At 62.9% G+C, this 12,834-nt stretch carries 11 protein-coding genes; 9 read left to right on the forward strand and 2 right to left on the reverse strand.

Annotated features, from left to right (window positions below):
- Positions 1-125 precede the first annotated feature (125 nt).
- Positions 126-1,445, forward strand: coding sequence for an aspartate aminotransferase family protein (locus LPA36_RS22685; RefSeq protein ID WP_228881797.1), 1,320 nt, complete (start codon positions 126-128; stop codon positions 1,443-1,445).
- A 132-nt stretch (positions 1,446-1,577) separates the two neighbouring features.
- Complete coding sequence (locus LPA36_RS22690) at positions 1,578-2,027, forward strand: ester cyclase (protein ID WP_228881799.1); 450 nt, start codon at positions 1,578-1,580, stop codon at positions 2,025-2,027.
- A 48-nt stretch (positions 2,028-2,075) separates the two neighbouring features.
- On the opposite strand, the gene LPA36_RS22695 is transcribed toward LPA36_RS22690, so the two are convergent.
- Positions 2,076-2,984, reverse strand: coding sequence for a LysR family transcriptional regulator (locus tag LPA36_RS22695; RefSeq protein WP_228881801.1), 909 nt, complete (start codon positions 2,982-2,984; stop codon positions 2,076-2,078).
- Between the two features lie 108 nt (positions 2,985-3,092).
- Here LPA36_RS22695 and metE point away from each other — a divergent pair, with 108 nt between their 5' ends.
- The 7 genes from metE (at position 3,093) to LPA36_RS22730 (ending at position 12,675) form a co-directional block, all read left to right on the forward strand.
- A complete protein-coding gene (gene metE, locus LPA36_RS22700; protein WP_228881803.1) occupies positions 3,093-5,384 on the forward strand; it encodes a 5-methyltetrahydropteroyltriglutamate--homocysteine S-methyltransferase in 2,292 nt (763 codons plus the stop codon).
- Between the two features lie 456 nt (positions 5,385-5,840).
- Positions 5,841-6,809: an AraC family transcriptional regulator gene (locus LPA36_RS22705; protein WP_228881804.1), complete on the forward strand. Its 969-nt coding sequence runs from the start codon at positions 5,841-5,843 to the stop codon at positions 6,807-6,809.
- 153 nt (positions 6,810-6,962) lie between these two features.
- A complete protein-coding gene (locus tag LPA36_RS22710; RefSeq protein ID WP_228881806.1) occupies positions 6,963-8,033 on the forward strand; it encodes an ABC transporter substrate-binding protein in 1,071 nt (356 codons plus the stop codon).
- A gap of 80 nt (positions 8,034-8,113) precedes the next feature.
- Positions 8,114-8,917 (forward strand): ATP-binding cassette domain-containing protein, encoded by an 804-nt coding sequence (locus LPA36_RS22715; RefSeq protein ID WP_228881808.1) that lies wholly within the window; start codon positions 8,114-8,116, stop codon positions 8,915-8,917.
- A 14-nt stretch (positions 8,918-8,931) separates the two neighbouring features.
- Positions 8,932-10,215, forward strand: a complete 1,284-nt coding sequence (locus LPA36_RS22720) for a sugar ABC transporter permease (protein ID WP_228881810.1) — start codon at positions 8,932-8,934, stop codon at positions 10,213-10,215.
- A gap of 46 nt (positions 10,216-10,261) precedes the next feature.
- Entirely contained in the window at positions 10,262-10,990 is a 729-nt protein-coding gene (locus tag LPA36_RS22725; RefSeq protein ID WP_228881812.1) for an SDR family oxidoreductase, read from the forward strand.
- Between the two features lie 38 nt (positions 10,991-11,028).
- The gene (locus LPA36_RS22730) at positions 11,029-12,675 is read left to right on the forward strand and encodes an FGGY-family carbohydrate kinase (RefSeq protein ID WP_228881814.1); all 1,647 of its coding nucleotides are present in this window, start codon (positions 11,029-11,031) and stop codon (positions 12,673-12,675) included.
- A 54-nt stretch (positions 12,676-12,729) separates the two neighbouring features.
- On the opposite strand, the gene LPA36_RS22735 is transcribed toward LPA36_RS22730, so the two are convergent.
- Positions 12,730-12,834 (reverse strand): 4Fe-4S dicluster domain-containing protein (locus LPA36_RS22735; RefSeq protein ID WP_141667388.1); only part of this gene is annotated, 105 nt, incomplete at its 5' end.

Below are 12,834 nucleotides of genomic sequence, written 5' to 3' on the forward strand. Positions count from 1 at the left end.
CGGACTCCCCTGTGCATCTATAAATTTGAATGTCAAAAAATTATAGTCGTATTAATTTGACTGCGACACTTACCGACTCTACGCTTGTCGCTATTCTCAAGACCACGCGAGCCCAGGAGCATGCGATGACACAGGAACAGAGGGCGTCGGACAACGGAACGCAGATCGCTTCGGGCGACGTGCCAGCGCGGGCGTCGCGCGTGTTTCCAGGCGGCATTTCGAACGGCGAGTTCGGGCTGCCTCACGACGCGCTCATGAGCATTCGCGCCGGCCGCGGAAGTCGCCTGTGGGACACCGAAGGTCGCGAACTGATCGACTTCTCGATGGGTTGGGGTTCGTGCCTCGTCGGCCACGCCTGCCCCGAAGTGGTCGAAGCGGTTCGCGAGCAGGCCGGCAAAGGGTCGAACTTCGCCTATCTGAACGAGGCGGTGCTGGAACTGGCCGAGGAAATCTGCCGGATCAGTCCTGCCGCAGAGCAGCTTCGATTCTGCGCATCGGGCACCGAAGCCACGATGTATTGCCAGCAGGTGGCGCGGGCATTCACCGGCCGGCCGAAGATTCTGAAATTCGAAGGCGCGTATCACGGCGCCAACGCAGCCGGTGTCACCAGTCTGTTCTCGCAGAAGAACCTCGCGTTTCCCACACCGGAACGTACCAGCGCAGGCCTGCCTTCGGTTGAACGCGAACTGCTGGTGGCGCCCTACAACGATCTCGATACGACCCGGTCGATCATCCGCGAGAACCGCCATGAACTGGCGGCGGTGATCATGGAACCGCTGCAACGCTGCACGCCGCCCGAGCCCGGGTTTCTGGAGGGCGTGAGAAATGCCTGCAACGAAGCCGGGATCCTGCTGATTTTCGATGAAGTCGTGACCGGGTTCCGGCTCGCGTATGGCGGTGCGCAGGCTTACTACGGCGTCGTGCCCGACCTCGTCGCGTATGGCAAGGCGCTCGGCGGCGGCTATCCGATCGGCGCCTTTGGCGGACGTCGCGACATCATGGACCTCGTCAACGAGCGCCACATCGGCACGGACAGTTACGTATGGATGGCCTCGACGCTCGGCGGAAATCCGGTGTCCGCATCGGCCGCGAACGCGGCGCTCTCGGTGCTTCGCAAGCCACATACGTACGAGCGGTTGCATCAGCTCGGCGCGTGGTTTCGCGATGAGCTACGTCAGTTGCTGATCACGCACGATCTCACAGGACAGGTCATCGGTGATGGTCCGCTCGCACAGATCGTGTTCACGGATCGCAAGGTCAACGACTATCGTTCGACGGCCTCGGGCGACAAGGCGATGGCGAAACGCATGATGTTTGGCCTGTTCAAGCGTGGGGTCTTCCTGAACCCGATGGGCACCAAGCTCTATCTCTCGATTGCTCACGACGAAGCGATCTGCGGCGACTTTTGCGACCGGCTCGATCAGGTTCTCAAGGAAATTCGCTAAGCGTGGTTAGCCAGCCAGCTGGAGTATCGCAGCAAGAAACGGGGGGTTCCTGACGGCTTGAATCGATAGTGTTCAGACAGGGAGAGGCGATCGTGCTTCCCTTCTTTAAACACAGCCAATGAGGAACCCACCATGTCAAAGGAAGATGACAACAAGGCCATCGTCGGTCGCTGGTTCACGAGTTTCTGGGGCAAAACCTGCAACCTCGATATCGTCGACGAACTCGCTGCGCCCGACATGCTTCTGCGCTACTCGCTTCACGAGCCGCGCCGTGGCCGCGAGGACATCAGGGCTTTCATGAGCGGCTTTCGTGAAGCATTCCCGGATCTCAACTTCTGGGGCGCCGCCGACCTGATCGCCGAAGGAGACTATGTCGTCGGCCGCTGGGAAGGTGGCGGCACGCATACAGGCCCCGCATTCGCCGACTTTCTTGCCGGCGCGCTGCCCGCTGCGACTGGCCGCAAGATGCACTTCGCCGGCACGACAGTCCTCAAGCTCAAGGACGGCAAGATTGTTGAAGAAGTCGGCCTCGACGACGGCGTGACCGCCCTGCAGCAGCTCGGGCTCATCAAGGTAGCGTAAGAGGACACGCGGTGCGACCAGCATCTTCCGGCGGCGCCGCGTTCCCCGTCAGGAACGGAATCTGGCGCCACTCCAGTCCGACTCGCGTGCGAGCGTGACAAAAGCCGCCAGATAGTCGATTGCATCGTCCGACTCGCGGGTGCCCAGAAATATCTGCTTGGAAATGCCCTTCTTGCCGAGCCGCAACGGCACGAGGGGCATCCAGTCTGCGTACTCTTCAGCCAGCCAGCGCGGCAACGCGGCGACGCCGCGACCGCTCGCCACCATCTGCAACATGATGTCGGTGGTCTCGATCACCTTGTGTTTCTTCGGCACGACGTTAGCCGGCGTCAGGAACTGGTTATAGATATCCAGCCGGTCCGTCTCGACGGGATACGTGATCAATACTTCCGTACTGAGCTGCCCGGGCGTGACATACGGCACGTCCGCCAGCGCGTGGTCTTCGGCGACAACGAGCACCTGTTCGTAGTCGAACACGGGCTGAAAGCGCAGTCCTGGCTTCTTCAACGGATCAGGTGTGACGAGCACATCAATGTCATAGCCAAACAGCGCGCCAATGCCGCCGAACTGGAAGCGCTGCTTCACATCGACGTCAACGTCAGGCCAGCTCGCCAGATACGGCGATACGACCTTGAGCAGCCACTGGTAGCACGGGTGACACTCCATGCCGATCCGCAGCGTGCCGCGCTCTCCCTGCGCGTACTGCTTCATGCGCTCTTCAGCCTGCTCGAACTGAGGTAACAGACGGTTCGCGAGACCCAGCAGATACTGACCCGCCTGCGTGAGGCGCATCGATCGCCCTTCGCGTGCCCACACCAGCGTGCCCAGTTGCTGCTCCAGCTTCTTGACGGTGTGGCTCAACGCCGACTGCGTGAGATGCAGCACGTCGGCCGCGGCCGTCAGCGAGCCCTGACGCTCCACTTCTCTGACGACCATTAAATGGCTCCGCTCCAGCATCTCGACTCCATGAAAAATATTAATCGATGTATGAAATTAATCCATTTTTATTCATACATCAAAAATTCTATCATCGCTCTCAGTTAATTACCTGAACGGCGTAACGATATGGTCACCACACATAATCTGGGCTTTCCGCGCATCGGCGCGAAACGTGAACTGAAGTTCGCACTTGAAACGTACTGGAAAGGTCAATCGACACGCGACGAACTGAAGGCGACGGGCAAGGCGCTCCGCGCGCGCCATTGGGAACATCAGGCGAAGCTCGATTTCGCGCCGGTCGGCGATTTTGCGTTTTACGACCAGGTGCTCGACATGAGCTTCACACTGGGCAATCTTCCTGAGCGCGTGCGCGGTTTCCATGGCGACAGGCTCGACAATTATTTCCGCGTGGCGCGCGGCCGTTCAGCCCACGGCGCGCAAGAGCACAGCGCGTGCTGCGGCGGCGTGGCCGCCGGCGAAATGACGAAGTGGTTCGATACGAACTATCACTACATCGTTCCGGAGTTCGATGCGTCAACGAATTTCTCGCTCGACCCTTCGCGCCTCATCGAGCAGCTCGCCGAGGCGCGCGTGCTCGGCGTGAAGGCGAGGCCCGTCATCATCGGACCGGTAACCTACCTGTGGCTCGGCAAGGCGAAGGATGACTCCGACAGGCTCGCCCTGTTGCCGCGCCTTCTTCCCGTGTATGCAGCACTGCTCGACTACTTCACGGCGCAAGGCGTCGAGTGGGTGCAGATCGACGAGCCGGCACTCGTGACCGAACTCGAGCCGGCGTGGCGCGAAGCGTTTGTCACGGCATACGACGCGCTGTCGGCCCGCCGCGTGCGGGTGCTTCTTGCAACCTACTTCGGTCCGTTGAAGGACAACCTTCAGCTCGCGTGCCAGCTCCCCGTCGACGGCCTCCATATCGATGCGGTCAATGCACGCGACGAAGTTGCCCTGGTCGCGGCGCAACTGCCCGATTCGACGGTGCTGTCTGTTGGCGCAATCAATGGCCGCAATATCTGGAAGACCGACCTGAACGCGGCGCTGGAGTGGCTCGAACCGCTCTATCGCTCGCTGGGCGACCGGCTGTGGATCGCGCCGTCGTGCTCGCTGCTGCATACGCCTGTCGATCTCGACAGCGAACAGAAGCTCGACGCCGAAATCAAGTCGTGGCTTGCCTTCGCGCTGCAAAAGCTCGATGAACTCAGCGTGCTGGCCGGCGCGCTGAACAATGGCCGCGCATCGGTTGCCGATGCGCTTGAGGCCAACGCAGCCGCAATTGAAAACCGTCGTGCCTCGCCGCGCGTCCATAATCCGGCGGTCAAGGCGGCGATTGCTCGCATCGACGCCGCGCTCGGCAAGCGCGCAAGCGCGTATCCGCTGCGCGCCGAAAAACAGGCAGCGATTCTCAACCTGCCGCCCTTCCCGACGACCACCATCGGCTCGTTCCCGCAGACCGGCGAAATCCGCCACGCACGCAGCCAGTTCAAGGCGGGCGCGCTGGATCACACGGGCTACAAGGCGGCGATGGAGCGCGAGATCACCCGCGCCGTGAAGGAACAGGAAGCGCTCGGCCTCGACGTGCTCGTGCATGGCGAAGCGGAACGTAACGACATGGTCGAGTACTTCGGCGAGCAACTGGATGGCTATGCGTTCAGCCAGTTCGGCTGGGTGCAGTCGTACGGTTCGCGCTGCGTGAAGCCGCCGATCCTGTTCGGCGACATCAGCCGTCCGAAGGCGATAACCGTCGAGTGGACCCAATACGCGCAGTCGCAGACGACCAGACCGATGAAGGGCATGCTGACCGGACCGGTCACGATCCTGAACTGGTCGTTCGTGCGCGACGACCAGCCCCGCTCCGTGTCGTGCTACCAGCTGGCGCTGGCCATCCGCGAAGAAGTGCTCGACCTCGAAAAGGCCGGCGTACGTGTCATCCAGATCGACGAAGCCGCGCTTCGCGAAGGACTGCCCCTGCGCAAGTCGCACTGGAACGAATACCTGCAATGGGCGGTGGAATCGTTCCGTATCACCGCCAACGGCGTGAAGGACGAAACGCAGATTCACACGCACATGTGCTATTCCGAGTTCAACGACATCATCGCTTCGATTGCGGATATGGATGCGGACGTCATCACGATCGAAACGTCGCGCTCGGACATGGAACTGCTCGATGCGTTCGATCACTTCAACTACCCGAACGAAATCGGTCCCGGCGTGTACGACATCCATTCGCCGAACATTCCCGGCGAGGATCATATCGTCCAGTTGATGAAGAAGGCAGCGGAGCGCATTCCTGCGGAACGTCTGTGGGTCAATCCGGATTGCGGCCTGAAGACACGTGCATGGGAAGAAGTGATTCCGGCGCTCAGGAACATGGTCGCCGCCGCGAAAACCTTGCGTCAGGGAGCGTAGGGGCGATTGCCGTTCAATACGAACGGCACGACACCGGAACCGGGCTCGATCTTCCGGTTGCTCGTGCGACCGCCTGCACGGCTCGCGACGCAGGACGTCCAGGGTTTGCGCGATTCGACCAGCGCATCCGGCTGCAATGCTACGGGTCATTCGAGCGAGCACGAGCGCACATCCTTGTATCTATTTGTGGCGAGCCGGTGACGGATAGATAACGCGACGCGAACGGGCTTCGCCGCTGTCGCCGTCGATGCGCGCGACCTGCCGCCAACCTGCTGCGTCGCACAAAATTTGACGCCTGAGGCCGTAAGGGCTTACCCGAATGCAATAAAGTATCGGTGAGCGGCTGTATTTTCAGTGGTGATCTCTCCTCGACAGGGCTAACTTTCATCCCGTGGCGGCGTGCGGTGTGGCATACGCGAACCGCCCGGAAAACAAGGTTGGTTGGGAGGAAGACAGATGCACACCATTCGGGCAACGACCGGGCAAACGAACGCCCGTCGCGCCAAAATAGCACAGCCCGATCTGGAACTGGTCGCCGTGCCGCGCGATGAATCGTTCAAGGTGTGGTCGCATGGCTATCCATATCGCACGGTGCGCTGGCATTTCCATCCCGAGTACGAAATCCAGCTCATTACGTCGACGACCGGAAAATACTTCGTCGGCGACTACATCGGTAATTTCGCACCCGGCAATCTCGTGATGACCGGGCCGAATCTGCCGCACAACTGGGTCAGCCATGTGCCGCAAGGCGAGCGTGTCGATGAACGCGGCCTGATCCTGCAGTTCGATGCCGGATTTGTCGCGCGCGCCATCGCGGTGTTTCCGGAGATCAAGCGTGTGCAATCGCTGCTCGACGTAGCCGCCTGCGGCCTGCTGTTCACACCAGCAACAGGGGCCGCCGCAGAACCGGTCATGCGCGAATTGCTGGGCGCGCAAGGCGTGCGGCGCATCACGCTGTTTCTGGCGTTACTCGATCTCCTCGTGCAAAGCGCGGAACCGATCAAGCTCGCAAGCGCTGCCCACCACGTGGACCCGGCGCGCCATGCAGAAACACGGATCAACGATGTGCTGACCTACATCGGCAGAAACCTGTCGCAAGCGTTGCGCGAAGTGGAGCTGGCCGAACTCACCGGACAAAGTGTCAGCGCCTTCTCGCGGTACTTCCGGCGGCAGACCGGCGCGACCTTCGTACAGTATGTAAACCGGCTTCGCATCAATCTCGCGTGCCAGTTGCTGATGTCGGGCGAACTGAATATCACGGATATCTGCTACCAGGTCGGCTTCAACAACCTCTCGAATTTCAACCGCCAGTTCCTGCTGCAAAAGGACATGTCGCCTTCGCGATGGCGCGCGTATCAACAGCTCAATGCGGCGAGCGCGAGCGAATCGCCTGACGACGCGCCAGCTTTGGCATCGTTCGGCTAGCGCGGAGTTTTAGCCATGTCGATCATCGCGTCTGACACCATTCGAACCGATGTATTTCGCACTACCCAGCATGTGAAGTCGAACACAAAGCCTCACCCGCAGTTCAATCACGGCAGCACCTGGGCCGGAATTTACTAAAAACGGAGACATTCGATGACCAGCCTTTCGAACCAATTGATCCGCGCCAGCGCGCTCGGCGTGAGCCTCGGCTTCGGCCTGTTAAGCGGCACGGCGGCACTGGCGGCGCCCAGCGGCACGGTTGCCTTCCTGATGCCCGACCAGGCGTCCACGCGCTACGAACAACACGACTTCCCCGGTTTCAAGGCGGAGATGAGCAAGCTGTGCCCCGACTGCAAGGTGCTCTACCAGAACGCCAATGCCGACGTCGCCACGCAACAGCAGCAGTTCAATTCGGTGATCGCGCAGGGCGCGAAGGTGATCGTGCTCGACCCGGTGGACTCGACGGCGGCGGCGTCGCTGGTTCACATGGCGCAGAGCCAGGGCATCAAGGTGATCGCGTATGACCGTCCCGTGCCTTCGACGCCAGCGGACTACTACGTGTCGTTCGACAACGAAGGCATCGGCAAGGCCATCGCGCAGTCGCTCGTCCAGCATCTGAAGGAAACGAACGTGCCGACCACGAAGGGCGGCGTGCTCGAAGTCAACGGTTCGCCCACTGACGCAGCTGCGGGCCTCATCAAGAAGGGCATCCATGCCGGGCTGCAGGGCAGCGGCTACAAGACGCTCGCCGAGTACGACACGCCGGACTGGGCGCCGCCGAAGGCCCAGCAATGGGTCAGCGGGCAGATCACGCGCTTCGGGCCGCAGATCGTCGGTGTTGTGGCCGCCAACGACGGCACGGGCGGCGGCGCCGTCGCGGCCTTCAAGGCAGCAGGCGTCAACCCGGTCCCGCCTGTCACCGGCAATGACGCGACGACCGCAGGGCTTCAACTCATCATCGCCGGCGACGAGTACAACACGATCCTGAAGCCGAGCGAAATCGTCGCGGCCGCGGCGGCAAAGGTGGCGGTCGGCTTCCTGTCGGGCCAGGCGCCGAAGGGCCAAACGACCCTCTTCAACACGCCGTCCCAGCTGTTCAAGCCTGCTGTGATCACGTCGAAGAACCTCAAGGCCGAGGTGGTCGACAAAGGCTTTGCGAGCGCGAAGGACCTGTGCACCGACCGCTATGCCGAAGGGTGCAAAAAGCTGGGCATCACGAACTGATCCGGCGCATATCCGCTACAGGCCCCGGACGGGGCCCGGCGCGTGCCGGGTCCCTTTACTCATCATGAGGTATCCGTCAAATGACTGACAACTCCACAACACGGTCCGCGCCCGGCGAGCAGGTGCTGAGCCTGCGCGGCGTCTCGAAGAACTTCGGAGCGGTCTCGGCCCTGACGGACATCGAGCTTGACGTGCATGCCGGCGAAGTCGTCGCGCTCGTGGGCGACAACGGTGCCGGCAAATCGACGCTGGTGAAGGTGCTCGCCGGCGTGCATCAACCCACCACCGGCACGATCACGTTCGGCGGCAACCCGGTCACGCTGCCCAATCCGGCGGCGGCGCTCGACCTCGGCATCGCCACGGTGTTCCAGGACCTCGCGCTGTGCGAAAACCTCGATGTCGTCGCGAACATCTACCTCGGGCGCGAACTGAATCCGCTGCGCCTCGACGAGGTCGCGATGGAAGTGAAGGCCTGGACGTTGCTGAACGAACTGTCGGCGCGTATCCCGAGCGTGCGCGACGTGGTTGCGTCGCTGTCGGGCGGACAGCGCCAGACCGTGGCCATCGCGCGCTCGCTGCTGCTCGACCCGAAGCTGATCATGCTCGACGAACCGACCGCCGCGCTCGGCGTGGCCCAGACCGCCGAAGTGCTGAACCTGATCGAGCGGGTGCGCGACCGCGGCCACGCGGTGATCATGATCAGCCACAACATGGAGGACGTGCGCGCCGTCGCCGACCGGATCGTCGTGCTGCGGCTCGGCCGCAACAACGGCGTCTTCTATCCCGACTCGTCGAATGAAGAGCTGGTGGCCGCGATCACAGGCGCCACCGAGAACGCCGTGTCGCGCCGCGCCGTCCGGCGCCAGGCCGGACAGGACGCCTGACCAAAGGAACGATCATGAGTAAAGAAATGCAGGGCGCCCCGCAGCCCGAACCGCAAGGTGGCCCGAAACCGTCGACGCTGCTCGATCGAAGCGACGTCCGCGTGAAGCACGCGAGCGGCGTGAGCGGCACCGTGTCCGCGTTCGTCGAGCGGGTGCGCTCGGGCGATCTCGGATCGCTGCCGGTCATCGCGGGCCTCGTCATCATCTGGACCGTGTTCACGAGCCTGAACCCGGTATTCCTCTCGGCCAACAACCTGGTGAACCTGTTGTTCGACTGCTCGACGGTCGGCGTGATTTCGCTTGGCATCGTCTGCGTACTGATGGTCGGACAGATCGACCTCTCGGTGGGCTCGATGAGCGGCTTCGCCTCGGCACTCGTCGGCATGCTGTGGGTCAATCACGGCTGGCCGGTGCTGCTCGCCATCGTCGCTGCCGTTGTGGTGGGCGCGGTAGTCGGCGCGATCTACGCACTGCTGCTCAACCGGCTCGGCATGCCGAGCTTCGTCGCGACGCTGGCCGGCCTGCTTGCAATTCTCGGAATGCAGCTTTACGTGCTCGGCGCGACCGGATCGATCAACCTGCCCTACGGTTCGACGATGGTGAACCTCGGACAACTCATCATCATCCCTGCCGTCGTTTCGTACCTCATCGCGCTGGTACCGGGTGTCGTCATGCTGGTGATCGGGTTGCGCACGCGCGAGCGGCGCCGTGCGTCCAATCTCTCGGCGCCGTCTGTCGGCAGCCTGCTCTCGCGTGCTGTTGCAATCACCGTGCTGCTCGAGGGCGTGGTTGCGTACCTCAACCAGGGGCGCGGCGTTCCGCTGATGTTCGGCGTGTTCCTCGGCCTCGCGGTCGCGATGGACTACGCGCTCAAGAGAACGCGGTGGGGCCGCTCGATGAACGCAGTCGGCGGCAATCACGAAGCTGCGCGGCGGGCTGGTATCAACGTCGGCGCCATCTACACCAGCGCGTTCGTGCTGTGCGCGAGCCTCGCCGCGCTCGGCGGCGTGCTGACCGCGGCGCGGCTTGCTTCGGCCAGCCAGCAGGCCGGCACCGGCGACGTGAACCTGAACGCCATCGCGGCGGCTGTCATCGGCGGCACGAGCCTTTTTGGCGGACGCGGCAGCGCGTATTCGGCGGTACTCGGCATCATCGTGATCCAGTCGATTGCGAGCGGGCTGACGCTCCTGAACCTGTCGTCGTCGCTGCGCTTCATGATCACGGGCGCGGTACTCGCGATTGCGGTGATCGTCGATTCGCTCGCCCGGCAGTCTCGCGTCTCGCATGGCCGCGCCTGATTCCAGCAACACAGCAACCACGTTACGTGGGACCGGAGAACATTAAATGTCTGAATCGTTGAAGGGAAAAATTGCCGCCATCACAGGCGCCGCATCAGGTATCGGCCTCGCGTGCGCGCGTGCGCTGATCGCGGAAGGTGTGAAGGTCGTTCTGATCGATCGTGCGGAGGACAGGCTCAAGGCACTCTGCGCCGAACTGGGTCCGAACGCGCTGCCGCTCGTCGTCGACCTGCTGAAGCCCGCGGAAGTGTCCGCGATGCTGCCGGAGATTCTTGCCCTCGCCGGTGGCCTCGATATCTTCCACGCGAATGCCGGCGCCTATGTGGGCGGCGAAGTGGTGGACGGCAATCCGGACGAGTGGGACCGCGTGCTGAATCTGAACGTGAGTGCCGCGTTCCGCTCGGTGCACGCCGTGCTGCCGCACCTGGTTGCGCAGAAGTCGGGCGACATCGTCTTCACCAGTTCGATCGCGGGCATGGTGCCGGTTGTATGGGAACCGGTCTACACGGCGTCCAAATTCGCGGTGCAGGCGTTCGTGCATACGACGCGCCGACAGCTCTCCAAACACGGCGTGCGCGTGGGCGCGGTGTTGCCGGGTCCGGTCGTCACCGCGCTGCTCGACGACTGGCCGAAAGCGAAGATGGAAGAAGCGCTCGCCTCGGGCAGCCTGATGCAGCCGGTGGAGGTGGCCGATTCGGTGGTATTCATGCTGACGCGGCCGCGTAACGTGACCGTTCGCGATATCGTCATTCTTCCGAACAGCGTCGATCTTTGACGCGCGACCTGTAACCGACAACGGACAGACAGCGAGTTATGAACCCAGAAAATCCAGCCTCCGGCGCGACCGGCAGCACGCGTTATGTCATCGGCGTCGACGTCGGCACGGGCAGCGCCCGCGCCGGCATTTTCGATGTGACCGGGCACATGCTGGCTTCGGCGAAGCGTGACATCACGCTGTTCCATGCAAGCGGCTCCATCGTCGAGCAGTCGAGCGGCGAGATCTGGACGGCCGTCTGCGATTCCGTGAAGGATGCGCTTTCGCAGTCTGCGGTGTCGCCGGATCAGGTCGCGGGCATCGGGTTCGACGCTACCTGCTCGCTCGTTGTGCTGGGCACCGGCGGGAAGCCATTGCCCGTCGGTCCTTCCGAAAAGGCGGAGCGCGACATCATCGTGTGGATGGATCACCGCGCGGTCGACCAGGCAGAGCGCATCAACGCAACGGGTCACGCGGTGCTGAAGTTTGTCGGCGGCAGGATCTCGCCGGAAATGGAGACGCCGAAGCTGCTGTGGCTCCTCGAAAACCGGCCGGCCGTGTTCGAGGCGGCATGGCAGTTCTTCGATCTGACCGACTTCCTGACCTGGCGCGCGACCGGCGATCTGTCCAGATCGACCTGCACGGTGACCTGCAAATGGACCTATCTCGCGCACGAACGACGCTGGGACGAAAGTTACTTCCGCACCGTAGGCCTCGGCGTGCTGGCCGATGAAGGCTTCGCGCGCATCGGCCAGCGCGTCGTGGATGGAGGCACGCCGCTCGGAAGCGGACTGACGGCACAGGCCGCCGCCGAGCTTGGCCTGAACGCCGGCACCCCCGTTGCCACGGGCGTAATCGATGCCCATGCGGGCGGGATTGGCACGGTCGGCGCCGATGGCGAACCCGAAGCGTGCCTCGGTTACGTCTTCGGTACTTCGTCATGCACGATGACGACGACGCGCGATCCCGTCTTCGTGCCGGGCGTGTGGGGGCCGTATTTTTCGGCGATGGTGCCCGACGCGTGGCTCAACGAGGGCGGGCAGTCGGTGGCCGGCGCAGCCATCGAGCGGCTGCTGGCGATGCACCCCGCTGCCGCGGATGCGCAACGCCAGGCAGCACAGGCGGGCCAGTCGCTGCCGGTCATGCTTGCGGATCTTGCCGCACAGGCGGCGCGGACGGCGCACGGTTCGTCCGAAGCTGTGCTGCTGGCAAACGGCCTGCACGTCGTACCGGAGTTTCTGGGAAACCGCGCGCCGTTCGCCGATCCGCACGCGAGAGCGGTCATCGCAGGTCTCACCATGGAAGACGATCTGGACAGTCTGGTCGCGCTTTACATTGCCGGCATCTGCAGTATCGGCTACGGCCTGCGCCAGATCATCGAAGCGCAGGCAAAGGCCGGCGCACCGATCAAACGCATCGTGATCAGCGGCGGCGCCGGCCGACTCGATCTCGTGCGGCAACTGCTTGCAGACGCAACCGGTAAGCCGCTGCTCGCGACGCAGGCGGAAGATCCAGTGCTCCTCGGCTCCGCGATGCTGGGCGGCGTGGCGGGCGGCCAGTTCGAAAACTTGCGCTCGGCAATGGCAAAGATGTCGCACATCAGCAATGCCTACGAGCCGGCCGCAGGCGACATTGCGGCACTGCACGACGATCGCTATCGCGCTTTCACGAAGTTGCAGGACGTGGCGAGAGAAATCCGCCAGTAACCGCGGCGATGGAAGTGCCTGCGAAAGCGGGCACTTCCCTGCCCGCCTGCCGGATCACATGTTCGGATAGTTCGGCCCACCGCCGCCTTCCGGCGTGACCCAGACGATGTTCTGCGTCGGGTCCTTGATGTCGCACGTCTTGCAATGCACGCAGTTCTG

Source organism: Paraburkholderia saeva (genome assembly GCF_907164555.1).
GTDB lineage: Bacteria > Pseudomonadota > Gammaproteobacteria > Burkholderiales > Burkholderiaceae > Paraburkholderia > Paraburkholderia saeva.